Annotated in this window: 32 protein-coding genes and 1 tRNA gene; 12 read left to right on the forward strand and 21 right to left on the reverse strand. The window is 65.7% G+C overall.

The genetic code is table 11. The annotated features are described in order from the left end of the window. Positions 1-68 precede the first annotated feature (68 nt). Together ACGHN1_RS09935 and ACGHN1_RS09940 are read right to left on the reverse strand one after the other, a co-directional pair. Entirely contained in the window at positions 69-2,237 is a 2,169-nt protein-coding gene (locus ACGHN1_RS09935; RefSeq protein ID WP_390550784.1) for a TonB-dependent receptor, read from the reverse strand. A gap of 129 nt (positions 2,238-2,366) precedes the next feature. Next, positions 2,367-2,441: transfer RNA gene (locus tag ACGHN1_RS09940), tRNA-Gly, on the reverse strand. A 172-nt stretch (positions 2,442-2,613) separates the two neighbouring features. Here ACGHN1_RS09940 and ACGHN1_RS09945 point away from each other — a divergent pair. Then, on the forward strand, positions 2,614-3,543 hold the full coding sequence (locus tag ACGHN1_RS09945) for a tetratricopeptide repeat protein (RefSeq protein ID WP_390550785.1): 930 nt from the start codon (positions 2,614-2,616) through the stop codon (positions 3,541-3,543). A gap of 4 nt (positions 3,544-3,547) precedes the next feature. Beyond that, positions 3,548-4,153, forward strand: a complete 606-nt coding sequence (locus tag ACGHN1_RS09950; RefSeq protein WP_390550786.1) for an LON peptidase substrate-binding domain-containing protein — start codon at positions 3,548-3,550, stop codon at positions 4,151-4,153. A 3-nt stretch (positions 4,154-4,156) separates the two neighbouring features. On the opposite strand, the gene ACGHN1_RS09955 is transcribed toward ACGHN1_RS09950, so the two are convergent. The 9 genes from ACGHN1_RS09955 to ACGHN1_RS09995 all read right to left on the reverse strand — a co-directional run bounded on the left by ACGHN1_RS09955 (position 4,157) and on the right by ACGHN1_RS09995 (position 9,644). Further along, positions 4,157-4,780 (reverse strand): MarC family protein, encoded by a 624-nt coding sequence (locus tag ACGHN1_RS09955; protein ID WP_390550787.1) that lies wholly within the window; start codon positions 4,778-4,780, stop codon positions 4,157-4,159. Further along, on the reverse strand, positions 4,777-5,562 hold the full coding sequence (locus ACGHN1_RS09960; RefSeq protein WP_390550788.1) for a hypothetical protein: 786 nt from the start codon (positions 5,560-5,562) through the stop codon (positions 4,777-4,779). The genes ACGHN1_RS09955 and ACGHN1_RS09960 overlap by 4 nt, the downstream gene beginning before the upstream one ends. A 2-nt stretch (positions 5,563-5,564) precedes the next feature. Continuing rightward, entirely contained in the window at positions 5,565-6,458 is an 894-nt protein-coding gene (gene folD / locus ACGHN1_RS09965; RefSeq protein WP_390550789.1) for a bifunctional methylenetetrahydrofolate dehydrogenase/methenyltetrahydrofolate cyclohydrolase FolD, read from the reverse strand. Beyond that, on the reverse strand, positions 6,458-6,748 hold the full coding sequence (locus tag ACGHN1_RS09970) for a YggT family protein (RefSeq protein WP_390550790.1): 291 nt from the start codon (positions 6,746-6,748) through the stop codon (positions 6,458-6,460). Before ACGHN1_RS09970 ends, folD begins: the two co-directional genes overlap by 1 nt. Before the next feature lie 70 nt (positions 6,749-6,818). Beyond that, complete coding sequence (gene argB, locus ACGHN1_RS09975) at positions 6,819-7,736, reverse strand: acetylglutamate kinase (RefSeq protein ID WP_390550791.1); 918 nt, start codon at positions 7,734-7,736, stop codon at positions 6,819-6,821. A gap of 64 nt (positions 7,737-7,800) precedes the next feature. Then, complete coding sequence (locus tag ACGHN1_RS09980; protein WP_390550792.1) at positions 7,801-8,058, reverse strand: hypothetical protein; 258 nt, start codon at positions 8,056-8,058, stop codon at positions 7,801-7,803. A 122-nt stretch (positions 8,059-8,180) separates the two neighbouring features. Beyond that, complete coding sequence (locus tag ACGHN1_RS09985; RefSeq protein ID WP_390550793.1) at positions 8,181-8,474, reverse strand: PRC-barrel domain-containing protein; 294 nt, start codon at positions 8,472-8,474, stop codon at positions 8,181-8,183. Further along, positions 8,471-9,016 (reverse strand): hypothetical protein, encoded by a 546-nt coding sequence (locus ACGHN1_RS09990; RefSeq protein ID WP_390550794.1) that lies wholly within the window; start codon positions 9,014-9,016, stop codon positions 8,471-8,473. The genes ACGHN1_RS09985 and ACGHN1_RS09990 overlap by 4 nt, the downstream gene beginning before the upstream one ends. A 331-nt stretch (positions 9,017-9,347) precedes the next feature. Beyond that, entirely contained in the window at positions 9,348-9,644 is a 297-nt protein-coding gene (locus tag ACGHN1_RS09995) for a zf-TFIIB domain-containing protein (RefSeq protein ID WP_390550795.1), read from the reverse strand. 188 nt (positions 9,645-9,832) lie between these two features. Here ACGHN1_RS09995 and ACGHN1_RS10000 point away from each other — a divergent pair, with 188 nt between their 5' ends. Further along, a complete protein-coding gene (locus ACGHN1_RS10000; RefSeq protein WP_390550796.1) occupies positions 9,833-10,357 on the forward strand; it encodes a hypothetical protein in 525 nt (174 codons plus the stop codon). A gap of 25 nt (positions 10,358-10,382) precedes the next feature. Here ACGHN1_RS10000 and ACGHN1_RS10005 read toward each other — a convergent pair whose 3' ends face one another. The 3 genes from ACGHN1_RS10005 to ACGHN1_RS10015 form a co-directional block, all read right to left on the reverse strand. Next, positions 10,383-10,697, reverse strand: a complete 315-nt coding sequence (locus tag ACGHN1_RS10005; RefSeq protein ID WP_390550797.1) for a DUF1294 domain-containing protein — start codon at positions 10,695-10,697, stop codon at positions 10,383-10,385. A 43-nt stretch (positions 10,698-10,740) separates the two neighbouring features. Then, the gene (locus ACGHN1_RS10010) at positions 10,741-10,938 is read right to left on the reverse strand and encodes a KTSC domain-containing protein (RefSeq protein ID WP_390550798.1); all 198 of its coding nucleotides are present in this window, start codon (positions 10,936-10,938) and stop codon (positions 10,741-10,743) included. A gap of 311 nt (positions 10,939-11,249) precedes the next feature. Next, a complete protein-coding gene (locus ACGHN1_RS10015) occupies positions 11,250-11,390 on the reverse strand; it encodes a hypothetical protein (protein ID WP_390550799.1) in 141 nt (46 codons plus the stop codon). A gap of 161 nt (positions 11,391-11,551) precedes the next feature. On the opposite strand from ACGHN1_RS10015, the gene ACGHN1_RS10020 reads away from it, so the two are divergent. After that, positions 11,552-11,881: a helix-turn-helix transcriptional regulator gene (locus tag ACGHN1_RS10020; protein ID WP_390550922.1), complete on the forward strand. Its 330-nt coding sequence runs from the start codon at positions 11,552-11,554 to the stop codon at positions 11,879-11,881. A 1-nt stretch (position 11,882) separates the two neighbouring features. Continuing rightward, the gene (locus ACGHN1_RS10025; RefSeq protein ID WP_390550800.1) at positions 11,883-12,416 is read left to right on the forward strand and encodes an ImmA/IrrE family metallo-endopeptidase; all 534 of its coding nucleotides are present in this window, start codon (positions 11,883-11,885) and stop codon (positions 12,414-12,416) included. Here the strand turns inward: ACGHN1_RS10025 and ACGHN1_RS10030 are convergent, their stop codons facing one another. Next, positions 12,417-13,490 (reverse strand): ribonucleotide-diphosphate reductase subunit beta, encoded by a 1,074-nt coding sequence (locus ACGHN1_RS10030; RefSeq protein WP_390550801.1) that lies wholly within the window; start codon positions 13,488-13,490, stop codon positions 12,417-12,419. 237 nt (positions 13,491-13,727) lie between these two features. Here ACGHN1_RS10030 and ACGHN1_RS10035 point away from each other — a divergent pair, with 237 nt between their 5' ends. Next, positions 13,728-14,108 (forward strand): hypothetical protein, encoded by a 381-nt coding sequence (locus ACGHN1_RS10035; RefSeq protein ID WP_390550802.1) that lies wholly within the window; start codon positions 13,728-13,730, stop codon positions 14,106-14,108. Positions 14,109-14,223: 115 nt separating this feature from the next. Further along, complete coding sequence (locus ACGHN1_RS10040) at positions 14,224-14,454, forward strand: DUF2171 domain-containing protein (protein WP_390550803.1); 231 nt, start codon at positions 14,224-14,226, stop codon at positions 14,452-14,454. 72 nt (positions 14,455-14,526) lie between these two features. On the opposite strand, the gene ACGHN1_RS10045 is transcribed toward ACGHN1_RS10040, so the two are convergent. From ACGHN1_RS10045 to nadB, 4 genes are all read right to left on the reverse strand, one after another. Then, a complete protein-coding gene (locus ACGHN1_RS10045) occupies positions 14,527-14,901 on the reverse strand; it encodes a DUF4440 domain-containing protein (RefSeq protein WP_390550804.1) in 375 nt (124 codons plus the stop codon). A gap of 88 nt (positions 14,902-14,989) precedes the next feature. Continuing rightward, positions 14,990-17,044 (reverse strand): ribonucleoside-diphosphate reductase subunit alpha, encoded by a 2,055-nt coding sequence (locus ACGHN1_RS10050; RefSeq protein ID WP_390550805.1) that lies wholly within the window; start codon positions 17,042-17,044, stop codon positions 14,990-14,992. Positions 17,045-17,505: 461 nt separating this feature from the next. Beyond that, entirely contained in the window at positions 17,506-18,393 is an 888-nt protein-coding gene (locus ACGHN1_RS10055) for an alpha/beta fold hydrolase (RefSeq protein WP_390550806.1), read from the reverse strand. Positions 18,394-18,409: 16 nt separating this feature from the next. Then, complete coding sequence (gene nadB, locus ACGHN1_RS10060; protein WP_390550807.1) at positions 18,410-19,996, reverse strand: L-aspartate oxidase; 1,587 nt, start codon at positions 19,994-19,996, stop codon at positions 18,410-18,412. A 149-nt stretch (positions 19,997-20,145) separates the two neighbouring features. On the opposite strand from nadB, the gene ACGHN1_RS10065 reads away from it, so the two are divergent. Next, positions 20,146-20,334 carry a hypothetical protein gene (locus ACGHN1_RS10065; protein WP_390550808.1) on the forward strand — a complete coding sequence of 63 codons (189 nt, stop codon included), beginning with the start codon at positions 20,146-20,148 and terminating at the stop codon, positions 20,332-20,334. Between the two features lie 25 nt (positions 20,335-20,359). Here ACGHN1_RS10065 and ACGHN1_RS10070 read toward each other — a convergent pair whose 3' ends face one another. Further along, positions 20,360-21,295, reverse strand: a complete 936-nt coding sequence (locus ACGHN1_RS10070) for an ABC transporter ATP-binding protein (protein WP_390550809.1) — start codon at positions 21,293-21,295, stop codon at positions 20,360-20,362. A gap of 54 nt (positions 21,296-21,349) precedes the next feature. On the opposite strand from ACGHN1_RS10070, the gene ACGHN1_RS10075 reads away from it, so the two are divergent. The 4 genes from ACGHN1_RS10075 to ACGHN1_RS10090 are packed head-to-tail and all read left to right on the forward strand — an operon-like array spanning position 21,350 to position 24,112. Next, positions 21,350-21,610 carry a zinc-finger domain-containing protein gene (locus ACGHN1_RS10075; protein ID WP_390550810.1) on the forward strand — a complete coding sequence of 87 codons (261 nt, stop codon included), beginning with the start codon at positions 21,350-21,352 and terminating at the stop codon, positions 21,608-21,610. Positions 21,611-21,643: 33 nt separating this feature from the next. Continuing rightward, positions 21,644-23,071, forward strand: coding sequence for a metalloprotease TldD (tldD, locus tag ACGHN1_RS10080; RefSeq protein ID WP_390550811.1), 1,428 nt, complete (start codon positions 21,644-21,646; stop codon positions 23,069-23,071). 58 nt (positions 23,072-23,129) lie between these two features. Beyond that, positions 23,130-23,549, forward strand: coding sequence for a hypothetical protein (locus tag ACGHN1_RS10085; protein ID WP_390550812.1), 420 nt, complete (start codon positions 23,130-23,132; stop codon positions 23,547-23,549). A gap of 23 nt (positions 23,550-23,572) precedes the next feature. Further along, positions 23,573-24,112: a DUF924 family protein gene (locus tag ACGHN1_RS10090; RefSeq protein WP_390550813.1), complete on the forward strand. Its 540-nt coding sequence runs from the start codon at positions 23,573-23,575 to the stop codon at positions 24,110-24,112. Positions 24,113-24,136: 24 nt separating this feature from the next. On the opposite strand, the gene ACGHN1_RS10095 is transcribed toward ACGHN1_RS10090, so the two are convergent. Continuing rightward, positions 24,137-25,393 carry an NRAMP family divalent metal transporter gene (locus tag ACGHN1_RS10095; protein ID WP_390550814.1) on the reverse strand — a complete coding sequence of 419 codons (1,257 nt, stop codon included), beginning with the start codon at positions 25,391-25,393 and terminating at the stop codon, positions 24,137-24,139. Positions 25,394-25,434 lie beyond the last annotated feature (41 nt).

Below are 25,434 nucleotides of genomic sequence, written 5' to 3' on the forward strand. Positions count from 1 at the left end.
GCCGAGCCTACCACGGCCCCGCCGCTGATAGGAGACGGATCAGCGATGAGGTCGCGGAAGGGCGCTCCTCAAAAGCTTCCGAGCAAGCTGACCTTGAAATTCCTGCCCGACAAGGGGACGAAATCCTTGGTAAAGCTCGCGTGGCGGCGCCCGGTGACATCGAAGATGTTGTCCGCCCGCAGCAGCACCCGCACCGTATCGTTGCCGCGTATCGGGGTGAACGACAGCGAGGCGTTGACGAAGGTGAAATCGTCGGTCGGCGTTTCGAACGGCGCGATATCGTCCTGCTCGGCGAAATATTGCACCTCGACCCGCCCCCCGAAGGCGCCGACATCGGCCTCGAGCGCGCCGAGCAGACTGAGCGGAGGAATGCGCGGGAGCGGCGTGCCGTCGTCGAGCTCGGCCTTCACATAATCGCCGCGCACATCGCCGGAGAGCGTGAAGCCTTGGTTCTCGATGATCGGGAAGCTCACCTCGCCCTCCAGGCCGAAGTAATCCGCGTCGCCCTGAAGATACTGAAACACGGGTAGATCGTCCTCTTCCAGGCCAGTGCCCTGAAGGTAGATATAGTCGTCGAACCAGTTCTGGTAGATCGAGAAAGACACCGTGGCCGGACCGAGCGAGCCGCGCACGAAGCCCTCGACGCCCAGGGCGCTTTCCTTGGTCAGCGACGGGTCGCCGATCTCGAAAGCCTGAGTCGCAATGTGAGGCCCGTTGGCGAACAATTCCTCGCCGCCCGGCGCGCGTTCGACGCGTGATCCGGTCACGCCGAAACGCAGATCGCCCTCGCCCGGCTCGACGATCAGCGAGAGCGCACCCGAGAACAGTCCGAAGTCGCGATCGACGCCCAGCGCGTCAGAGGAAATGTCAACCGTCTCGTAACGCGCCGCGCCCTCGATCTGAAAGCCGCCGAGATCGACTTCCTGAAGCGCGAAAACAGCGAACTGATTGGTGAGGTTGGGCGCGACGAAGGCCTCGGCCCCGATCGCTTCGAAGTCGCGATAGTAGTATTGCACCCCGATCGAACCACCGAGAGCGCCGCGGCGGTTCTGGATCAGCTCGGCACGCCCCTCGATCCCCTCGACGTCGAAGACGGTGCCGACCTCCTCGCCCTCGAACTCGGTATGGACGTAGTCGCTGTAGCCCACCCGGGTGCGCAGAGTGGAGAAGAAGCCGTCGCCGAGCGCCAGTTCGCCGCGCATGTCGGCGCGGAACTGGCGCATGTCGATCGAGACACGCTCCTCGCCTTCCTCTTCCTCGGCCGCCTCATCGCCCCCTTCTTCCTCGCCGTGATGGTGTCCGGCACCCGGGCGTCCGGGAACGCCGTAGAGCGTGTCGTACCAGCCGATGGAGACGCCGAGATTGGATTCCCCGGCGAAGATCGCCGCGCCGGCGTTGGCCGACCAGGTTTCGGTATAGCTGTTGGGCAGGACGCCGCGCTGATTCGCCGCCTCGCGCAATTCGTCGGCTTCCTCGAACTCCCCTTCGGCCTCCTCCTCGGCGGCATCGGCGAGGAGGTCCGCCCGCAGATCGGGCGCGATCGAGAGGCCCGGTATCTCGAGATCGTCGGTGTTGCGATAGGAGCCATCCGCATGGAGCACCAAGTTGGCGCCAACAGGAAGGTCCAGCGATGCCGCGCCGCTGCGCAGATCGCGCGCGGTGTCGCCTTCTGCCAGAACATCGAGGTGGAACGGTTCGCGCAGGCGGCGCGTGGGGATGCGCTTGTCGATGATGTTCACCGCGCCGCCGATGGCCTGGCTGCCGTAGAGCAGGACCGCCGGCCCGCGCAGGATCTCGACCCGCTCCACGGTCAAAGGTTCGACAGTCACCGCATGATCGGCCGAGGTGTTGGAAACATCGATGGTCCCGATCCCGTCGACCAGCACCCGAACGCGCTCGCCATCGAAGCCGCGCAGCACCGGACGCGACGCGCCCGGCGAGAAACTGGTCGCGGATACGCCGGGCTGTTTGGCGAGGACTTCGCCGATCTGGCCGTCGAGCTCGCGCTGGAGCTCTTCGCCCTCGACGATCGAGGTGCCGGTCAGCACGTCGAGCTGCTCGAGGCCCGGTCCGGTGACGACAATGACACCGTCCGAATCGACGCGGCGATCGTGGAGGTCGTCCCCCTGCGTCTGGGTTCCATCCTGCGCCGCGAGGGGAGCGGCGAGAAGTGAGGTGGCGAGAACAAGGGCGGAGGCGCGCAGATTGAACCGCGTGAAGTGATTATGATACAACATAACTCGCGCATGTCAGCAAAGCCGCCGGAACGCAACCGCCATTTTGGCCGACCCGGCGCTGCTCTCGACGAGCAGCGTCCCGCTCACACCTAACGACGTGAAGCCGGACAGGAACCGAAATCGAGAAAATGGAGCGGGCGAGGCGATTCGAACGCCCGACCCCAACCTTGGCAAGGTTGTGCTCTACCCCTGAGCTACGCCCGCTCACTGGCGCTCGCGATGAACTGGTCATCGCTGGGGAGGCGCGCGATTAGCAACGGGTCCGCAAAGCCGCAAGGAGAATTTTCGCCCCCTTGCCCTCGATCCATCCGGCCTTCAAAGCACGCCGACAAGGCCCATATAGCGGGCGAACCCAGAGCGGAAGAAGGATGACGGCGTGGCCACGCAGGGACTGACAGTCGAGGAACAGAAAGCGGTCGACAAATTCCGGACCGATGTCGTCGAGCCGTCGATGTCCAAACTCGTGATTCTCGATTTCTGGGCGGAATGGTGCGGCCCGTGCAAGGCGCTGACGCCGGTGCTGGAGAAGGTGGCGGCAGACTATGCAGACAAGGGCGTGGTGCTCGCCAAGGTGAATGTCGACGAGGAACAATTCATCGCCAGCCAGTTCCAGGTCCGATCGATCCCCACCGTCTACGCCCTGTTCCAGGGCCAGCCGGTCGCCGAACTGACCAATGCCCGTAGCGAAAGCCAGCTCAAGCAGGTGCTCGACCAGCTTCTGGAGCAATTGCCGATCGAGGCGGGAGCCGGGGATTCGGCAGCCGGCCCGTCGAAGGAGGACATCGCGCAGTTCGTGACCATGGCCGAGCAGGTGCTGGCCGATGGCGATGCCGAGCGCGCGGCCGGTATTTTCGGCCAGGTTGTCGAGATGGCGCCCGACAATGGCCCGGCGCAGGCCGGTCTGGTCCGCGCACTGGTCGAGGCCAGTCGTGTCGAAGAAGCTCGCGAAGCACTCGCCGCGGCGGAGCAGGTCCCGGCGCTGGTCGGCGATCCGCAGCTCGCGACGGCCAAGAGTGCGCTGGAACTCGCGGGCAATGCTCCCGATGAGAGCGAACTCGCCGCACTGCGCGACAAGGCACAGGATCGCAGCGACATGGACGCCCGCCTCGCATTCGCCGAAGCCGCCTTCGCGGCCGGACGGCGCGACGAGGCCGCCGACGAATTGCTGGCGATGGTCGAGCAGGACGGCGGGTGGAGCGAGGGCGCTGCCAAGGCCAAGCTGCTGCAGATGTTCGAGGCGGTCGGGCTGGAGGATCCGTGGGTCGTCGCTTCTCGCCGACGTCTGTCGCGGATCCTGTTCGGATAAATTCTTGCGGCTGTCGATCTTCCCCCTTCCCGGCGCGATCCTGTTCCCCGGCCTGCAATTGCCGCTGCACATATTCGAGAGCCGTTACCGCGCCTTGACCTCCGACGCGCTGGCGCGAGACCGGCGGATCGCGATGATCCAGCCGCAACGCGGCGGCGACGATGCGCCGCTCTACACCGTCGGCTGCATCGGCAGGATCGGCGATGTCGAAGCGCTGGAGGACGGGCGCTACAACCTCATCCTGGAGGGTGAGAGCCGGTTCCGTCTCCTGCGCGAACTCGACGTGGCGACGCCTTTCCGGCAGGTCGAGGGCGAGCCGATCGACGAGCCGGAGAACGAAATCCTCTCCAGCGTCGAACGCGCGGCTTTCGAGCAGGAAGCGCGGATATTCGCCGACATGCAGGGTTACAGCGTCGACTGGGATTCGGTCGAACGGCTCGACGATCTCTCGCTCATCAACGGCGTCTCGCAGATCGCCCCATTCGATGTCGCGGCCAAGCAGGCTCTGCTCGAGGCACCGGACCTCTCGGCGCGCTGCGAACTGATGATCCAGCTGATGCAGTTCTTCGCGCTGCGCGACGGCGGCGACGACCGCGCCACCCTGCAATAGGCGCTAGACCCCGAAGCTGCCCCGCAGCCCGTCGATGACATATTGCGCAGCGAGGGCCGCCAGGAGCACGCCGAGCAGACGCGTGATCACCGCCTCGACCTTGTCGCCGAGAACGCGCAGCAACGGCCCGGCTGCGACCAGCGCCGCTGCGGTCAGCAGCATTACCGTGGCCAGCGCGGCGAATACCGCGACCGTGTCCTCGTTCGAATCGACCTCGTTCATCAGCAGCATCACCGCCGCGATCGCGCCCGGTCCCGCGAGCATCGGCATGGCCATGGGAAAGACCGAGACGTCTTCCACTTCCGGATCGGCGGCGAGCTTTTCGGCGCGTTCCTCGCGCCGCTGCGTGCGCTTCTCGAACACCATCTCGAAGGCAATGAAGAACAGCATCAGCCCGCCGGCGATGCGGAAGGCGTCGAGCTCGATGTGCAGCGCACCGAGCAGATCCTCGCCGAAGAAGGCGAAGAACAGCAGGATGGCGCTGGCGATGGCGCAGGCGCGCAGCGCCATGTTGCGCCGCTGCGCCTGGGTCGCGCCCTTGGTCAGCCCGGCGTAGATCGGGGCGCAGCCGGGCGGGTCGATCACCACGAACAGGGTGATGAAGGCGGAGACGAAGAGTTCGGTCATGTCCCCAGGTCCGGCGATGCAAAGTCGAAGTACGCGGCTTCGCGCCACGCGCCGTCCTGCCAGATGAAGGAGGAGATGCGGCGCGTGCCGTCCGCGCCCTGGCGCCATTGCCACACCAGCGAACCGTCGTCGGAGCGGCCACCGCCGACCTCGGCGCCGGAAACCACGGGATCCCAGCGCGGTGCGGCAACCGCTTCGCCCGGCTTCGGACAATCGGCGACCTCGCCCTTGATCGTGTCGAAGGCGGTCACGACGATTTCGTCGGGACCCGGTTCGCTATCGGTGCGCGGCGCGGGCTGGGGGTCGTCGTCGGCCCCGCCGTCGTAGACCCAGCGATAGGTGCCGTCGTCCTGCCGCCGCCAGACGGTGACGAAACTGCCGACAGCCCCCGCCGGATCGCGATAGCGCCCCATGCTCACCGCGAGCGTCGCGTCGCAGCTTACCCAGACGGTGCGCGGTGCCCACTGGACGGCCGCCGCGGGGTCGCCCCGGTTGGCGAGCCATGCCTGCGCCGGAAACGGTCCCGAGGGCCCATGCATCACCGCATCCTCGGTGGCGAAATGGCGGAAAGCGGTCCACTGGCCCTCGTCGCGTGCCATTCGGGCGAAGGCGACCTCGGTGGCGACGATGGTGGAAGGCTGTGCCGCCCCGGGCGCGGTGGCGAGCACCCGGTCGATCCGCGCCGCCTGGCGCGAGGTCAGCCCGTTCGGATCGGTCGCGCAGCCGGCTAGAAGGGCTGCCATCGCCAGGACGATCGCCGATCGCGTGAAATGCACGCTCACGATCAAAGCCCTTCCGGCGGAGCGAGCCCGGCGTTGCGATGCGCCGCGACCAGCGTGTTGCGCAGCAGGACGGCGATGGTCATCGGCCCGACACCGCCGGGCACCGGCGTGATCGCGGAGGCGACGCCGCTGGCGGGGCCGTAGTCGACGTCGCCGACCAGCCGGCCCTTCGCCTCCCCCTCTGCCGGGGGCAGGCGATTGATGCCGACGTCGATCACGGTGGCGCCGGGTTTGAGCCAGTCGGCCTTGACCATTTCCGCCCGGCCGACCGCAGCGACGACGATGTCCGCCCGTCGGACCACTCCCGCCAAGTCCTTCGTCCGGCTGTGGGCGATGGTGACGGTGGCGTTCGCGTCGAGTAGCAACTGCGCCATCGGTTTGCCGACGATGTTCGAACGGCCGATCACCACTGCTTCGAGACCGGACAGATCTCCGAGCCGGTCGGTCAGCAGCATCATGCAGCCGAGCGGCGTGCAGGGCACGAAGCCGCCCTGCCCGACCGCAAGTCGTCCGGCGTTGGTGACGTGGAATCCATCGACGTCCTTGTCCGGATCGATCGCCGCGATCACCGCCTGATCGTCGAGGTGGCCGGGTAAGGGAAGTTGCACGAGAATGCCGTCGACCGCGCCATCGGCGTTGAGACGATCCACCAGCGCCAGCAGTTCGTCCTGCGATACGTCCGCGGGCAGCCGATGCTCGAACCCGTTCATCCCGGCTGCATGCGTCGCCTTGCCCTTGGCGCGGACATAGACGTCGCTCGCCGGATCCTCGCCCACCAGGACCACGGCAAGGCCGGCCTTGCGCCCTGCCGCCTGTTCGAATCGCGCGGCGGCCTCCCCGACACGGGCACGCAGCTTCTCGGCGAAGGCCTTTCCGTCGATCCGCTCGGCAGCCATCAGCTGTAGATGATCCCGCTCAGCACGATCAGGACGATGTTGAGCAGGATGATCAGCACCAGCGGCGAGAAATCGATCGCGCCGGTGTTGGGCATGATGTTTCGGATCGGGCGCAGGAGCGGATCGAGCAGGCGGTTGATCGCCATGTAGAAACTCGAGAGAAACTCGTTGCTGCTGTTCACCACGTTGAAGGCGAACAGCAGCCCGATGATGAACTGGATGATGATCAGCATCACCAGCACGTTGGTGAGCATGGAAACGATTTCGTAGATGGTTGCCAGGGCCTGCATTCGGTTCCCGCCGTGTTTTTGCGAATGGTTCGTCCGCCCGCTTACAGGCGGGACGGCGGCTAGGAAAGGCCTAGCGGGGCGGTTCGGACGCGCGGATCAGCGTGCCCGCGCCCTGTTCGGTGAAGAACTCGAGCAACATCGCGTGCGGCACCCGCCCGTCGAGCACCACCGCCGCATCGCAGCCGCCCTCGACCGCGTGGACGCAGGTCTCGAGCTTGGGGATCATCCCGCCGCCGATCGTGCCGTCGGCGCGCAGCGCGGCGATGTCGGCGGGCGTGAGGTCGGTCAGGAGATCCCCCTGCTTGTCGAGCACGCCGGCAACGTCGGTCAACAGGAACAGCCGCGCCGCGCCCAGCGCCGCGGCCAGCGCGCCGGCCATCGTGTCGGCATTGATGTTGTAAGTGTGGCCGTCCTCCCCCGCCCCGATCGGCGCGACCACCGGGATCAGCCCGGCGGCGGTCGCAGTCTCGATGACCGCGGTGTCGACATGCGCGGGCTCGCCGACGAAGCCGAGATCGAGTGCCTGCTCGATGTTGCTGTCGGGGTCCTTCTGCGTCCGCTGGACCTTGGCGGCGGTGACCAGCCCGCCATCCTTGCCGGAGAGGCCCAGCGCCTTGCCGCCGGCGCGGGCGATCCAGCCGACCAGCTGCTTGTTGATCGCGCCCGATAGCACCATTTCGGCGATCTCGGCGGTGGCCTTGTCGGTCACGCGCAGGCCGTCGACGAAGCGGCTCTCGACCCCGAGCCTCTTCAGCATCGCGCCGATCTGCGGGCCGCCGCCGTGGACCACGACGGGGTTGATGCCGACCGCCTTCAGCAGCACCACGTCCTCGGCGAATTCGCGCGCCGCGCGTTCGTCGCCCATGGCGTGGCCGCCGTATTTTACCACGAAGGTGCGCCCGGCGTAGCGCCGCAGATAGGGCAGCGCCTCGATCAGCGTCTCCGCCTTGGTGCGGATGGTGTCCATGTCCATCGGTGCGTCCGTCATCGCGACGGCGCTTAGCGGCTGCCACCCGCGCCGCAAGGGCTAACCGGCGCTGGCCGGCTCCGGCCTACTCGGTTTCCGGGGTCTCGATCGCCGTCGGCTCGGCGCCGGTGACCGGCGGAAGGTCCGCGGTGTCGGGCGGCGCGATATCGGTGTTGAGCCGTTCCTCGGTGGTGGTCACCGCTTCGTCGGGGATGGTCTCGAGCTCCTCGTCGCCATCGGCATTGAGGAAGAAGATCACCGCGGCGACCGCCAGCAGCACCAGCACCGCCACCCACAGCCACTTGGTGCCGGAGGGGCCCTCTTCGGGAAGGGGATCGTTCATCGTTCGGCTCTCCTGTTGTTGCAGGCAATCAATGGATCGCATCCGCGCCCGTTCCGCAAGCCGCATGCGCGACAGGAAAAGGGGCCGGTCTCCCGGCCCCTCTTCACGATACGGCGATGCGATCAGGCCCGGTGGGGGCGCACGCTCGCATAGGTCACCGGGGATGCGGCGCGATCGTCCACGTAGATCACGTGATCGTCGCGGATGTCGAGGTGGTCCACGCCGACCAGCCGGCCATCCTCCATGCGAACGGCGGCGACATGCTCCTTGTCCTTGTCGACCAGCATGTCTTCGATCTTGCCGTAGCTTTCGCCGGTCAGCGAACGGACGGGGTAGCCCCGGATATCCTGGTCCTCGTTCTCGAGCTGCCACTTGGACAGGCTGTGCAATTCGTTGAATCGGTCGTCATGTTTCATCGCGGATTTACTCCTCCACCTTGGACGTCGACCCGCGCGGCGCGGATATAGGCATCGTTTGCGCCCGCAAGATCGGTCTGGATCGTTTGCGGCATGTCGGACAGTTCGAGTTCCTGGACATTGCCGGCGAGCGAGACGGTCGAGCCGGGATTGACGTCGATCAGTCCCTCGCGCGCGGTGTCGGGCGTCTGGACCTCGTCGAAGCGCACGAGCGTCTCGTTGGCGCCTTCGCCGACGGTGAAGCCCATGTCCCCGATGACGCGGTTGACAGCGACATTGTCGAGATTGACGTCTTCGCCGATCCGGTCGCCGAGCGAGGACAGCGCCTCCACCGCCACCACGGTGCCCCCGGCGGCCATCATGGCGTCATCGCCTGTGGTGCCGGTGTCCATGGTTTCCACCACGACATCGTCTTCCAGCGCCTCGGGCTCGTCGTCCCCGTTGGCGAAAAGGAACCACAAAAGCGCGATGATGCCGGCGAGCAGCAGCAGCCACCACAGCCACGCCAGGCTCGATTTCTTCTCTACTGGTATTTCGGCCATGAATACCGTCCTCCTGTTCGATTGATCGGGCCGAGGGCAAGAGTGCCCCCGTTAAAGGAGCGGTCGGGGAGGCCGAGTGTTCCGTAATCTTTTCAATAGTCTTTGCAGGCGAGCGCGCCTGGGGCGTCGGCGGCGGGTCGGCATGGACCGCCGGGGATGTAGGACATGGACCGGGTGTTACACGGTCCAGAACAAGAAAAACCGCGGGCTCGCGGGGCATCTTCCAACAGCCGTTTCGGCAGGGGCGGGGGCGCGCTTGATCATCGCGCCCGCGTTACGCCCGCCGTGCCGCTGTAGGAAAGCCCGCGGCACGCCGGCCGCGCGCGCCGGCTCAGTCGAACAGTTCTTCGAGGAAGCTCTTCTTCCGCTTGTGCGGTTTCCCGTATCCGTGGCCGTAGCCGGCATGGCCATGGCCGCCGTGCTGGGCGTAGCTCGGCTGCGGGCGGCCGCGCGGAGCGGGCGCCTGCGCGGCGCTGCGCTCGACGATCTTGTCGAGCTCGCCGCGATCGAGCCAGATGCCGCGGCATTGCGGGCAATAGTCGATCTCGATCCCCTGCCGGTCGCTCATGGCGAGCGGGACCTGGCAGACGGGGCACGGCATGGCGGCAACCTGGGCTTCGGTACGCATGGAATTCCTCTCGTTGTTCGTGGGCGCGAAGATGGGAACTGCGGCGCGGCGATCAACCGCGCGATGGTCGGGGCCGGCCGGGAGAAAGGGGGCGGGCCGGGAGAAGGGTGCGCGCCTTTCCCGCTTGGTGGACCCGCGCGACGGGCGCATGAACACGGGGGCCCCATCTACAGGAGGAATCCGCGCCCATGTGCAAGCCCGCCCTCGCCGCGCTCGCGATCGCCGCCGCCGCGCTCGCGCCCGCCCCCGCCATCGCGCAACAGGCCGAGACGCCGCAAATGCTGCCGGGCGATGCGATCACCAACCCCTCGCCCAGTGCCGAGGAGGTGGCGCTGGGCCGCGCACTGGCGGAGACCGGCACGCTCGCCGCTCTGGCCCCGCTGATGACGGGTCAGGAGACCGAGCAGATGCTGGCGGACCTTCCCGACCTCACCCCGGCGGAGCAGGACCGGCTGCGCGCCATCGCCGCCGCAACCGCCGCTGCGGGGCGCGGCCGGCTGCTGGACGCGCTGGGGCGGCAATACGCGATGCGGCTGAGCGCGGAAGAGATGCGCGCGCTCGCTGCCTTCGCCCGCACCCCCGCGGCGCAGAAGATGCAGGCGGCGCTGCCCTACACCATCGCCGGGACGATGCAGGCGGTAGGATCCATAGATTTCAAGGGCGAAACCCTCGCCGCCCTCTGCGCGGAGACGGGCAAGGGGTGCGCGGAGTAGGAGAAGCGCCGGCCCCGCGCCGGGGTCAGGGCATCAGGAACACGCCGAGCCCCGCCAGCGCGGCGATCTGGAGAATGGCGATGGTGTGAAGCTGGCTGGAGAAGGGCTGCTTGCGGGTCTTGTGCCGGAATAGCTTGCGCCCGGCATAGGCCCCCGGCGTGCCGCCGAGCAGCGCCAGCGCCAGCAGGTCCGCCTCGCTGGTCCGCCGCTTTCCCCGCCGCGGCCCGGCAGCCTCCGCCCGCGCCTTGTCGATTCCGAAGGCGGCGAAGGCGGCGAAGTTGATGGCGATCAGCCACAGCGCGATGTTGAGCGGGGTGAAGAGGGGGAAGAGCAGGTCCATCGCCAGCGGATAACACGGCGATGGTTAGCGGGTGATTTCCGCTTTAGGCCGCGTATTGGTCGCGAATGTGAAGGTTGAAGTAAGTGCCAGCCGAGGCGGCGCTCAACAGTCCATTCCAAATGTATGACGGCACGCCGGGATAGTCGTAACCCTGCCCCGAACTGGTGAACCAGATGGTCAGGTTGCCGGTTGCCATCTCGTAGCGAGCGGCATTGATCGCGGTCGAGTTAAAATAATGCATAGTAATGATTCCGGCGTTGTGACCGCGGATCCGCTCCTAGCCGTGACCGCCTTAGTTGTTGTGACAGGCGTTGCAGCAATAGTAACACCCATTGGACCGGGAGTAAGTGTTCTTGGCTTCAATTACGGCCCCGTTGCAATCTGAGTGCCAACCAAGGCTTTTCTGATTGCTCGCGGCAGGCATGTAAGCACAGCCCTTCGTGATGTTATGGACTTCGTGGTCGCCATTCGGCTGCACGTTCGTATTTACGATGAAATTCGGCATTGCCTTTCCTCGTCCTTGGAGGGGTCAGCTGACGCTGACCCCTCTCGTTAATTGCTATCGCCGCGCCCGGGTTTGGGCATCCGCTCCACCACATGGGACTTCGGAAAACGCCGCGCCCGCTCGACCGTCGTCAGCCGACCGGTCTCAGCATTGCGACCAATCTGAAAAGACTTGGTCTCCTTTGCCATTGCTACTCACCTCCTTTCCGCCGATCGAATCGGTAGGATTACCGTACAGGAAGTACAACCAGCGTCAATGTCTTATCGATGCTCCTGATGTCGTATGTTTGTATCACAAACGTTTGCTGCTGATTGACAGATGGCGGCTCTGTGGATTAGCGTCGCTGCCCGTGGAACCATCCCAAATATATTCTCTCTTCGGACGTCGCGTTGCTGAAGCGCGAGAGAAGGCCGAGCTTACCCAATCGAAGCTCGGTGAGAGGGCCGGCCTAAGTCGGGCATCGATCGCCAACATCGAGGCCGGACGTCAGAGAATCGTGCTTCATCAGGCGATAATTTTGGCCGAAGCGTTGAACCTTCATTCTGTAACGGATTTGCTTCCCGTCGATCTTCTGCAACCGACGAAAAAGGGTCCAAGAGGCCTAAAGCTCAACTTGTCGGGCTCGCATCTATCCAAAACCGAAGCGGCGAAAATCGCTCGGATCGTGGCGAGCTCTTAATGTGACTTATCCACGGATCACGAAAGCAAGAGCTAAAGGCGAGAGAGTAGCAGCGCTACTATTGGATAGGATTGGAAGTATCGCTCTTCCTATACCAATAAAGGAGATTGCAATATCGGAGGGGTGCGCGATCAGGTCCGCTGCATTAGAAGACGATTTGTCAGGAATGGCCTTCATAAAAGAAGGTCAAAAGCATATCGTTTACAACGCATTGCATCATATTAATCGTCAGAGGTTTACGATTGCTCACGAGCTTGGTCATCATTTAATGGATGCAACAGTACTTCGCACATCCGTTCACGTAGACAAAGGTACTTTGCGCCGCGACAACTTCTCCTCCGACGGGATTGACGAGATGGAAATCGCGGCAAACGCTTTTGCAGCCAGTGTCCTCATGCCGGAAAACTTGGTGCGAGAGATGTGTCCAAGATCGTTAGATCTTGAGGACGACAGAGCCGTTTATCGGTTGGCGAAATTGTTTGCTGTTAGCCAAGCAGCGTTCACCAACCGAATTTTAAATTTGTCGCTTGGCTGATTACTCCGCCGCCACGCTCCCGGCACTCGCACCAGCCTCATCCCCGAACAGCCCCGGCCCCTCATCCTCGCCCGCGTCTTCCTCGTTCGCGGCCTTGGCCTTGTTGCGCTTGTCGAAGCTCGACCAGACGTCGTTCCAATTGCCGCGGGTCGCGCCCTTGGAATATTCGGTCGCGCGGGTTTCGAAGAAGTTGGCGTGCTCCACCCCGTTGAGCAGCGGGGTCAGCCACGGCAGCGGGTGGTCGTCGACCATGTAGATCGGCTGGAGGCCGAGCTGGCCCAGCCGCCAGTCGGCGATGTAGCGGATATATTTCTTGATCTCCTTCGCCGTCATCCCCGGCACCGGCCCCATTTCGAAGGCGAGGTCGATGAAGGCATCCTCCAGCCGCACGGTCTTCTGGCAGATGTCGACGATGTCTTCCTTGACGCTCTTGGTCAGGCAGTCGCGCTCGCGCACGAATTCGTGGAACAGCCGGGTGATGCCCTCGCAATGCAGGCTCTCGTCGCGGACCGACCAGCTGACGATCTGGCCCATGCCCTTCATCTTGTTGAAGCGCGGGAAGTTCATCAGCATGGCGAAGCTGGCGAAGAGCTGGAGCCCTTCGGTGAAGCCGCCGAAGGCCGCGAGCGTGCGGGCGATGTCCTCGTCGGAATCGACGCCGAACTGCTGCAGATAGTCGTGCTTGTCCTTCATCTCCTCGTATTCCATGAAGGCGGAATATTCGGATTCCGGCATGCCGATCGTGTCGAGCAGGTGCGAATAGGCGGCGATGTGCACCGTCTCCATGTTGGAGAAGGCGGTGAGCATCATCTTGACCTCGGTGGGCTTGAACACGCGGCCGTATTTGTCGTGGTAGCAATCCTGCACCTCGACATCGGCCTGGGTGAAGAAGCGGAAAATCTGGGTGAGCAGATTGCGCTCGTGCTCGGAGATCTTCTGCGCCCAGTCGCGGCAATCCTCGCCCAGCGGCACTTCCTCGGGCATCCAGTGGATCTGCTGCTGCCGCTTCCAGAAGTCGTAGGCCCAGGGATATTCGAAGGGCTTGTAGGTCTTGCGGGCTTCGAGAAGGGACATGGATGACTCCGGCTGGATGCGAACTGGGTGCGTCGCGGAAACCTAGTGGGTGTTGCGGGGCAAGGGCAACAACATCTTGTGTCTCCGTGCGGACGCGCGAACGAATCATATAGGGGTTTCGACGCCGTTTTCGAAGGGTGGCCGGGGATCGGTTCGGGGATAAGCGGGGGAGCGTTTGCGGCGGGCCGCGGAACGGGCGGGCACGGCCGGCCGTTCGACAGGGGAAAGGAGTTCCCCATGGGACAATACGAACCGAACGACAGCCGCGACGTCACGCTCAAGCCGGGCCACGAGCCGGGCGGCATCGAGCGCACCGGCCCGCGTGAGGACGAGGCGCGGCGTCAGGCCGGCCAATCGCAATCGCAGTCGCAATCGCAGTCACAATCTCCGGGCGGTCAGGAGCAAGCTGCGCCCGACGCGCCTGCTGGCGAGGCGCAGGGCGGCTATGGCAACGCCCGCGACGAAAGCGGCACGAGAGAGGACCAGCAGGCCGATCCCGAACGCGACAAACGCCGCCAGCAGGCCGAACAGGCCGACGGCGCGGGCGACGGCTATGTCGGCGAGACCTCCTCCGACCCGGCCGAACGCGCCAGGGCGGATGCGCAGCGACCGCTCTGATCGGGGCATTCCGGGCCCGTGCCACGAGGCGAGCGCGAGCGTCGACCAGCCGTGGAACGAGCGGCCCGCCCGCCCGTTGTGAAGGCATAACCAACGCAATTCGAAGGGAAATTACATGTTCGAGAAGATCAGGATCAAGGAACACATGGAAGTCGCCGACGCCAGCGGACAGCACGTCGGGACCGTCGATGAGGTCAAGGACGACACGATCAAGCTGACCAAGTCCGACAGTTCGGATGGCATGCACCACATGGTCCGGCTCGACGATGTCGAGAAGATCGACGACAACCGCGTCTATCTCAAGGCCGGTGTCGCCATCCCCCAGGGAGCCGGCGCGAACGTCTGAGTTCGACCTCTCCCATTCAGCGAAGGCCCCGCCCGGCACATTGCCCGGCGGGGCTTTTCGTGTCCGGCCGATCTAGGCGGCGTCCGGGTCCTTCACCTCGACACCGAAAGGCGTCTGCTGGTGCTGGACCACCACCCAGTCCTCGTGCGCGATCCGGCGCAGCGTACTGGTGCACAGCGCATGATAGTCGTTCTCGCCCCGCCGCGCATGGGCACGATAGCCGATGACGATCAGCCCTTCCTCGGGCCGCGTCACCCTTGTGTCGGCGAAGTCCACCGTCTCCCACCGGGGCGTGCCCTCGACCGCCTCGGTCGCGGCGCCGTGGTCGTAGAGGAAGGGTTCGGCCGGCAGCGCCATGACGCAATCTTCCGCCACCTTCTCGCGGTAGACGTCCCCGCCGCCGAGCCACAGCTCGCGCTCGAATTCCCAGATGCGATCGTCGTTCATGCGTGATCTCCTTTCAGGGAGACACAACGCATCGCCGCACCGGAAGTTCGCTCGTCTTATCGACTCTTATCGATGGGCGCGCCCCGCCTCACTGGCAGGCGAGGCATTCCTCGTAATCGGTCTGCTCGCCGGTACCCGCCATCAGCTCGTATTTCGCGGCGTCGGCGGTGTTGTCCGCCTCGACGCCGCCCGCGAAACCGGCGCGCTGCACGCTCTTGGAGCGCAGGTAATAGAGCGACTTGATGCCCCGCTCCCACGCCTGGAAGTGAAGCATCATCAGGTCCCACTTGTCGACATCGGCCGGGATGAACAGGTTGAGCGACTGCGCCTGGTCGATGAAGGGCGTGCGGTCGGCGGCGAATTCGAGCAGCCAGCGCTGGTCGATCTCGAAGCTGGTCTTGAAGGTCGCCTTCTCTTCCGGCGTGAGGAAATCGAGATGCTGGACGCTGCCGCCGCGCTCGAGGATCGAATTCCACACCGCGACCGAGTTCTTGCTCTTCTTGTCGAGCAGTTTCTCGAGATACGGGTTCTTGACCACGAAGCTGCCCGAGAGCGTCTTGTGGGTGTAGATATTGGCCGGGATCGGCTCGATGCAGGCGCTGGTGCCGCCGCAGATGATCGAGATCGACGCGGTCGGCGCGATCGCCATCTTGCAGCTGAACCGCTCCATCGCGCCGGTTTCCTCGGCATCCGGACACGGCCCGCGCTCGTTGGCGAGGACCATGCTGGCCTCTTCCGCCTTCGCGGCGATGTGTTTGAACATTTTCAGGTTCCACACCTTCGCCATCGGGCTTTCGAAGCCGATGTTCTTCTTCTGGAGGAAGGAGTGGAAGCCCATCACGCCCATGCCGACGCTGCGTTCGCGCGCGGCGGAGTATTTGGCGCGGGCCATCTCGTCCGGCGCGCGGTCGATATAATCCTGCAGCACGTTGTCGAGGAAGCGCATGACGTCCTCGACGAAGCGCTTGTCCCCTTCCCACTCTTCCCATTTTTCCAGGTTGAGCGAGGACAGGCAGCAAACCGCGGTACGGTCGTTGCCGAGGTGGTCGATGCCGGTCGGCAGGGTGATCTCGCTGCACAGGTTCGAGGTCGAGACCTTGAGGCCCAGCTCGCGGTGATGCTTGGGCATCATCCGGTTCACGGTGTCGGAGAAGACGATGTAGGGCTCGCCGGTGGCCAGCCGCGTCTCGACCAGCTTCTGGAACAGGCTGCGCGCATCGACCGTCTTGCGGACCGACCCGTCCTTGGGGCTGACGAGGTCGAATTCCGCGCCTTCGCGCACCGCTTCCATGAAGGCATCGGTGAGCAGCACGCCGTGGTGCAGGTTCAAGGCCTTGCGATTGAAGTCGCCGCTGGGCTTCCGGATCTCGAGAAACTCCTCGATCTCCGGGTGGCTGACGTCGAGATAGCAGGCGGCCGAACCGCGCCGCAGCGAACCCTGGCTGATCGCCAGCGTCAGCGAATCCATGACGCGGACGAAGGGGATGATGCCGCTGGTCTTGCCGTTGAGGCCCACCGGTTCGCCGATGCCGCGGACATTGCCCCAATAGGTGCCGATGCCGCCGCCCTTGCTGGCGAGCCAGACGTTCTCGTTCCAGGTGCCAACGATGCCGTCGAGGCTGTCCTCGACACTGTTGAGATAGCAGCTGATCGGCAGGCCGCGGGTGGTACCGCCGTTCGACAACACCGGGGTCGCCGGCATGAACCACAGCTTGGAAATGTAGTCGTAGAGCCGCTGTGCGTGCTCCTGATCGTCGGCATAGGCATCGGCGACACGGGCGAAGAGATCCTGATAGCTCTCACCCGGGAGCAGGTAGCGATCGGTCAGCGTTTCCTTGCCGAATTCGGTGAGGTTGGCATCGCGCGCGTCGTCGGTGGTCACGTCGAAACGGCGGTCGAGTACCTTCTTGCTGTCGGGAGTTGGCTTGCTGTCGGGCGCGAGCGTGCCGGCTACCGCCTTCGCCGCTTCGGCCATTGCTGATGCGGTCGCGGTGGTGAGCGCCTCGCTCTCCCGGTCCTGTGCTTCCATGCTCATTGCCTTCCCCGGCTTTCCTGCGGGCGCCTCGGACGTCGCCTCGGACTCGAGTTCCTGTGTCTCGCCATCGAGATCCATCGCCGCATCGTCCCCAGTCCTGAAATCCATGTCGTCCCCGTTCCGCCTGTTGTGCCGAACCGGCGCCGCGCGCCAATGTTCCGCTTGTGTTCGATTCGAACGGGCGATCCCCGCTCTAGCATTTCGCTGGCCCGGCCGGGGGTAAACTTTTCCCCTTTTTCCCCACAGCCGCACGCCCCGTCCGACGATCTCCATATGGGGACGCGAACCGATCGACGCTAGGTCTAGTGGGTACCCCCAAGAACCAGACCACTAGATACTGAATCAGTCGCGGATTCCGCGCAAGAGGGTGAATGGCGATTTACGGCCCGGAGGCCATGCCGAAGGCCCCTGTGTTACACCGATGCCACGCAGCGACGCGTGGACCAAGCTGGGCTCGGCGGATGCGCAAGCCGGAAAATGAATCCGTGAAAAAATTTTGGCGGGCAAAAGCACCGCCCGGCGGTTGTGAACCGATCGAATCCGGACGCGAAATTTTCGAATCGGAAAATCTACCCGACAGACCTCGCATGACCTGTGATCGCATCGGCGAGGTCGTCGACGAGTTCCGCCGGCAGGTCGTGGCCCCAGCCGGGAATCGTGCGCAGTTTCGCCCCGGGAATCGAGGCGGCGGTGTCGCGCCCGGCGTCCACCTTGACCAGCGGATCGTCCTCGCCGTGGAGCACCAGTGTGGGCACGGCGACCTTCGCCAGCCGTGACCGGCGGTCGCCATCGTCGATGATCGCCGCCATCTGACGCCGCATCCCCTCCGGATAGACCGACCGGCGGACATTCTCCGCCACCCGCGCGCGCTGGCGTTCGGGATCGGGCCGGTAGCCGGGGCTTCCGATGGCGTTGCCGACCATGATGCCGTGCGCGATCAGCACCTCTTCCTCGGTCGAGGCGGGGCGCGTTGTCAGCGCCTTCATCGCGTGTTTCTCGGCTTGCGGAAGCCGGGGATTGCCGGTCGAGGACATGATCGAGGTGAGCGACAGCAGCCGCTCGGGATGGTTCACCGCCATAAGCTGGGCGATCATCCCGCCCATGCTCGCCCCGACGACATGCGCGCAGTCGATGCCGAGCGCATCGAGCAGGCCGATCCCGTCGGCCGCCATGTCCGACAGCGTATAGGGCACGGAAGGCCGCAGGCCGAACCGCCGCATGATCATGTGCCGCACCACGCCCGGTGCCTTCGCCCCCTCCATCTTCTGGCTGAGCCCGATGTCGCGGTTGTCGTAGCGGATCACGCGGAAACCGCGACCCGCCAGCGCCTCCACCAGCTCGATCGGCCACAGCGTCATCTGCGCGCCCAGCCCCATCACCAGCAGCATGGGCGGATCGCCGGGATCGCCATGTTCGTCGTAATGGAGAGTAATCCCGTTCGCCTGGGTCTCGGGCATATCGTCCGCCTCCTTCTTACGGAACCAGCACCGTGTCGCGCGCGACCGGATCGGTTTCGGGATAGTCCATGGTGAAGTGCAGCCCCCGGCTCTCGTGTCGCCGCAGCGCGCTCCTGACGATCAGGTCGGCGGCCTGGTGGAGGTTGCGCAGCTCGATGAGGTCGGTGGTGACGCGGAAGCTGCCGTAATAGTCCTGGATTTCCTTGCCCAGCATCTCGATGCGGTTGGCGGCGCGTTCCAGCCGCTTGGTGGTCCGTACGATGCCGACATAGTTCCACATGAACCGGCGGATCTCGGTCCAGTTCTGCTTGATCACCACCTCCTCGTCGGAATCGGTCACCCGGCTTTCGTCCCATTCGAGAATTTCGGGCGGTGCCTCGAACCGGTCCCAGTTGGCGAGGATGTCCTTCGCCGCCGCTTCGCCGAAGACGAAGCATTCGAGCAGCGAATTCGAGGCCAGACGGTTGGCACCGTGCAAGCCGCTCTCGGTGCATTCCCCCGCCGCCCACAGGCCCGGAAGGTCGGTGCGCGCATCGAGACCGATCACCACCCCGCCGCAGGTGTAGTGCTGCGCCGGGACGACCGGGATCGGCTGGCTGGTCATGTCGATCCCGAGGCCGAGCAGCTTCTCGTGAATGGTCGGGAAATGGCCGCGGATGAAGTCGGCCGGCTGATGGCTGATGTCGAGATGGACATAGTCGAGCCCGAACCGCTTGATCTCGGAATCGATCGCGCGGGCGACGACGTCGCGCGGGGCGAGTTCCATCCGCTCGGCATCGTAATAGGTCATGAAGCGCTTGGCGGTGCGCGGATTGATCAGCTGCCCGCCCTCGCCCCGGACCGCCTCGGTGATGAGGAAGTTCTTGACCTCGAGATTGTAGAGGCAGGTCGGGTGGAACTGCATCATCTCCATGTTGGAAACGCGCGCGCCGGCGCGGTAGGCCATGGCGATCCCGTCGCCGGTCGCGCCGCGCGGCGCGGTCGAAAACTGGTAGACACGCCCCGCTCCGCCCGCAGCCAGCACGGTGGCGCGGGCGACGTGCCTGACCACCGCCCCGCTTGCCTCGTCGAGCGCATAGGCGCCCCAGACCCTGCCCGAACCGGAAAACTCGACCTGGTTGTGCCCGGTGACGAGATCGATGCAGCTCTGTCCGGGGATCAGGGTGATGTTGGGATTGGCCCGCGCCGCCTTGAGCAGCGCATCCTGCACCGCCCAGCCGGTGGCATCGTCGACATGGACGATCCGCCGGTGGCTGTGCCCGCCCTCGCGGGTGAGGTGGAGATCGGCGCCCTCGGCATTGAACGGCACGCCGAGCTTGCGCAGTCGCTCGATGCTTTCGGGCGCGCGCTCGATGACGAACTCCACCACCTCGCGATCGTTCAGCCCGGCGCCTGCCACCATCGTGTCGCGGACGTGGTTCTCGAACGTGTCGCCGGCATCGAGCACGGCGGCAATCCCGCCCTGTGCCCAGGCGGTGCTGCCCCCGGTCAGAGATCCCTTGGCCAGCACGCAAACCTTGCGTGTCTCGGCCAGCGCCAGCGCCGCGGTGAGGCCCGCCGCGCCGGAGCCGATGATGAGGACGTCGTGGCTGGAATCCGCCATGCCGGTTCTCATGGCGAAGGGCATCGCGGCCCACAAGCGCAATTGTGTCGCGCCCATGACACGCTTCGCCTATCGCCGCTTGGAAGCCCGTCGCTTCCCCGATAGCCGGAATTTCCGGGGGCGGAACAGAATCGGGAGGGTTGCAGCCAATGAAACTGGCATATCTCGCTTGCGCGCTCGGCAGACACCGGGTCGATCTCACCACCACGCGTGCCGTCCACGGCGGCAAGGTGGGCCGCTGCCGGCACTGCGCCACCGCGCTCGAGGAGGTGACGCCGTTCGTGTGGGAAGCGCAGAAGGTCCACGATGCCGGGCTGGGGCGGCGCTTCTACGGCTAGGGGCCTGCCGCCGGCCTGAAGCGGCTCATCCGGCGCCGGTTAGCTGGACGAAGACGTCCTCCAGATCGGCCTCGCGCGTCGTCACGTCCTCGATCGCGTAACCGTGCTGCTGGATCAGCGCCAGGACCTGCCCGGCGCTGGTCCGGTCGCGGTCGTAGGTGATCTCGATCCGGCGCGGCTCGACCACCTCGGCCTTGACGAAGGCTTCCTCCATCGGCGGGCCGGCGATGTCCTTGTCCACCGTGATGGCGACGATCTTCTCGCGCGCCATGCCGACCAGTTCGCGGGTCGGCTTGTCGGCGATCAGCTCGCCGTGGTCGATGATCGCGATCCGGTCGCACAATTGCTCGGCTTCCTCGAGGTAATGGGTGGTCAGCACCACCGTCACCCCCTCGCGGTTGAGATCGGTCACCAGCTCCCACAGCTGCCGCCGCAATTCGACATCGACCCCGGCGGTCGGTTCGTCGAGGACCAGGATCGGCGGCGAATGGACCATCGCCTTGGCGATGAGCAGCCGGCGCTTCATCCCGCCCGACAGCGTGCGGGCATAGGCATCGCGCTTGTCCCACAGATGCACCGCCCGCAGCAGTTCCTCGCTGCGCCGTTCGGCCTTGGGCAGTCCGTAGAACCCGCCCTGGTTCTCGAGCACCTCGAAGGGCGTGAAGAAGGGATCGAAAACGATTTCCTGCGGCACGATCCCGATCGACCGCTTGGCGTTGCGCGGATGGGCATCGATGTCGAAGCCCCAGACCTCCGCGGTGCCCGAGCTCTTGACGACCAGCCCGGCGAGGATGTTGATCAGCGTCGACTTGCCCGCGCCATTGGGCCCGAGCAGGCCGAAGACCCCGCCCTCGGGCACGTCGAAGCTGACGCCTTTCAGGGCCAGCTTGCCCTCGTCGCCCCCGGTCGCGGCGTAGCGCTTCACGAGATTGTCGATGCGGATGGCGGGCGGTGTCGTCATGGGGCGGCTCTAGGGGATTGAGAGCGACAGCAAAACCCAGTATCGGCCCGGGCCATGAGCCTGCCCCCGCCCGAAGTCACCAAGGTCCTCGACGCCCGCGTGTGGTGCGACGGCGCGACCGACATCCGCAGCGGCGAGAACTACAAGCCGATCGCGCTGGGCCATCCCAAGATCTACCTGCAGATCGACGAGCATGGCTATGTCGACTGCGGCTATTGCGATCGGCGCTTCGTGCTTGAGGGCGGCCCTGCCGACGGTGCCGACCAGTCGCAGCTGCCGGACATCTCCGAAGGCGCCGATCCCGGACACCGCTAGCGCGAAGCCTGTCGAACGCCTACATCGGGCGGCATGACAGATGCGACCGACGCCACCAGCCTGCTTTACAAACCCGGCCAGCTCGACCCCGAGGAAGCCCGGCGCCTGACCGCGCGGTTGCTGGCCGACAGCGACGATGGCGAGCTCTACCTGCAGTTCGTCGCCAGCGAGAGCTTCGCCTTCGACGACGGCAAGCTCAAGACCGCCGACTATTCGCGCGATTCGGGTTTCGGCCTGCGCGGCGTATCCGGAGAGACCACCGGCTTCGCGCACGCCAACGAGATCAGCGCCGCCGCCATCGCGCGCGCCGGCGAGACGCTCCAGCTGCTCGACCCCTCCAAGGGCACCCCCGCGCCGCCCCCCAAGCGCACCAACCGCTTCATGTACACCGACGAAAGCCCGCTCGACCTCGTGCCGTTCGAGGACAAGGTCGCGCTGCTCGAGAAGATCGACGCCGTCGCCCGCGCCAAGGACCCGCGCGTGGCGCAGGTCACCGCCAGCCTGCTGGCGAGCTGGAGCGTGGTCGAGATCGTCCGCGCCGACGGCTTCGTCGCGCGCGATCTGCGCCCGCTGGTGCGGCTCAACATCGGCATCGTCGCCGAACAGAACGGGAGGCGCGAGCGCGGCAGTTTCGGCTTCGGCGGGCGTTACCTCTACGACCGGCTGTTCGATGAGGGGCAATGGCTGCGCGGTGTCGACGAAGCCGTGCGCCAGGCCCTGGTGAATCTCGACAGCGTCGCCGCGCCCGCCGGCGAACAGACGGTGCTGCTCGGCCCCGGGTGGCCGGGCGTGCTGCTCCACGAGGCGGTCGGCCACGGGCTCGAGGGCGATTTCAACCGCAAGGGCACCAGCGCCTTTTCGGGGCGGATCGGCGAGCGCGTCGCCGCGCCGGGCGTGACGGTGGTGGACGACGGCAGCATTGCCGAACGCAGGGGATCGTTGTCGATCGACGACGAGGGCACGCCGACCGGAGAGACGGTGCTGATCGAGGACGGTATCCTGAAAGGATATATGCAGGACCGGCTCAACGCCCGGCTGATGGGCGTGGCGCCCACCGGCAACGGCCGCCGCCAGTCCTACGAACATGCGCCGATGCCGCGGATGACCAACACTTTCATGCGCAGCGGCGATGACGACCCGGTCGAGCTCCTTAGCCGCGTCAAGGACGGGATCTACGCCACCAGCTTCGGCGGCGGACAGGTCGACATCACCAGCGGCAAGTTCGTCTTCGCCTGTACCGAGGCCTACAAGGTCGAGAACGGCAGGATCGTTGCACCGATCAAGGGCGCGACGCTGATCGGCGACGGACCGAGCGTGCTGACCAGGGTGAGCGGCATCGGCAACGACCTCGCCCTCGACGAAGGCATCGGGGTCTGCGGCAAGGCCGGCCAGGGGGTTCCCGCCGGCGTCGGCCAGCCGACCTTGCTGATCGATGGCCTCACCGTTGGCGGAACGGGCTGAGGAAACTCAGCGAAGGTTCAGCCGTTCGTGGTAAAAGGTGAGTCGAAGGAGCCGAACGATGAAGACACTCGCTGCAATCGCAACCGCCGCCGCCGTGGCCCTGCTGGCCACTCCCGCCACCCAGGCGCAGGAGAGCGACACGACGGCCGAATTGTCCGAAGGACAGGCGAAGCTCGCCAAGATGCTCGAGGGCCGCGTGGCCGGCGAGCCCGAGCGGTGCATCCAGACCTTCCCCTCGCGCAGTTTCACCATCATCGACGACACCGCATTGGTCTACCGCCGGGGCGATACGCTATGGGTCAACACCACCCGTAATCCGCAATCGATCGACGATGACGACATTCTCGTGATCGAGCGCTTCAGCGGATCGCAATTGTGCCATACGGACCAGGTGACCCTGCGCGACCGCTACAACGGGTTCTTCTCCGGGGTGCTTTTCCTTGGCGATTTCGTGCCGTATCGGGAAGTCGAAGGCTGATCGGATAGGCGGAGCCGCCAAGGGTGAGGCCATGGGCGCGCGACCTTCTCCATTGCTGGTTCCATAAGCTCGATCCTGCCGATTGGTTCGGCGCGAGCGAGAGCGTCGACGCCCTTCTTCGGCGACGGTTCGGACGATGGCTGGTCCCGTTCGGACATCGCCCGCCCGATGAATTCCTTACCGACCGGCCAACCGCGCGCGCCGCGATCCTTCTGTTCGATCAGCTCCCCCGCAATCTCTTTCGCGACGATCCGCGCGCCTTTGGCTGGGACCGGCAAGCGGTCGCGCTTTCGCGAGGGGCGATCCGACGCGGGTGGCACCGCGGGCTGTATGCACAGGAAGCCCAGTTCGTCCTTATGCCCTTGATGCATAGCGAGACCATCGCAGATCAGCGGCTCTCCCTCGCTCTCTTCGCGCGATACGCCCCCGCTTCGCTGCCCTTCGCGCGCAGCCACCACCGCATGATCGCGCGTTTCGGCCGCTTTCCGCATCGCAATAACGTCCTCGGGCGAGACAGCACGCAGGCCGAGGAACGCGCCGTCGCCGCGGGATTCGACTGGTAATCGGGCAAGCGCCCGGCCGCAGCGTCATCCCCTGGTCGTCCGCAATCCCGCAATCGCCAAACCCACCCCGCCGACGAGTCCGGCAGCAAGCAGCGTTCCGGGAGACGGCGGTTCGCTCCCGAGCGTCGCGCTCGCCGCGCGGACGATCCCCATCGTGCCGAGCAGGCCGGCGATGGCGACCACCAGCGCTCCGACCAGATTGGCCACCCGCCCGTTCACCGCCTCGCCAAGCAGCCTGCGGTCGTTCATCGCCCATAGCAGGAACAGCGCCACCAGCGGGAGGATCATGCCATTGAAGGCCTGCGCGGCAATGATCGCGGGGACCGGGCGTATGTCGGCGACCCCGAAGCCGAGTCCGGCGAGGAGTACCGCCGCCCAGACCGCGTGATAGCCCGCGCTTCGCTCTCCCCAGCCGAACAGCCCCCGCGCAGTGAGCGCCGCGGCCAGCGGAGCGGTTATCGCCGAGGATATCCCTGCCGCGAAAAGCCCCAGCGCGAAACCCGTGCGCGCCCATTCGCCGAGGGACAGGGCCAGGGCATCGCCCAGCGCTTCGAAGGAGAATTCACCCGTCAGTGTGGTTCCCACCACCAGCACTCCGGCTGTTATCAGCACGCCAAGAGCCACGGACACCGCGAGGCCGATACGCATTTCCGCCACGCCCTGACCGCACGCCAGCGCCGCGCCGAGAAACAGGTTGTAGGGCACGACGGTGGTCCCGATCAGCGCGAGGATCGGGACCAGCGGATCGGTTCCGGCGCCGCGCGCGCCCCACACCAATCCGCCGGCGAACAGGATCGATACCGCAGCGAGCAGGAAACCGATGCCCATCAGGGCGACGAACAACGCCATGATCGAGGCGATCCGGCGCGGCGAGCCCGTGGCCAGCAGCACCGCCGCCGCCACGCCGATGGCGAGTGCGACGGTCGGCTGCGGCAGATCGATCGCCAGCATCGCGCCGGCAGCCCCGCCGAGGATGTTTCCAGCCTCGTAGGCGGCGCAGCCGAGCAGGATGGCACCACCGATCAGCACCACGCACGCCGCGCGGCGCCAACCGCGGGCATAGCGATGGCGCAGCACCTCGGCGAGGTCGCGACCCGACGCGATCGCCAGCCGGGCGGCGAATTCCTGCAACACGTAGGTTGCAAAGCCCGAAAAAAGCACCGCCCACAGGAGCGACAGGCCGAAGCCCGCGCCCGCGCTGGCCGATGCAGTCACCGTTCCCGGGCCGATGAAGGCAGCGGCAATGGCGGACCAGAGAAGGATGGAACCGAGGCGGGTCATCGCCGGCTCTCCTGCGCCGGGTAGCCCGCCACCGTCAATCG

Origin of the sequence: Qipengyuania sp. MTN3-11 (assembly GCF_042851825.1) — a bacterium.
Classification (GTDB): domain Bacteria; phylum Pseudomonadota; class Alphaproteobacteria; order Sphingomonadales; family Sphingomonadaceae; genus Qipengyuania.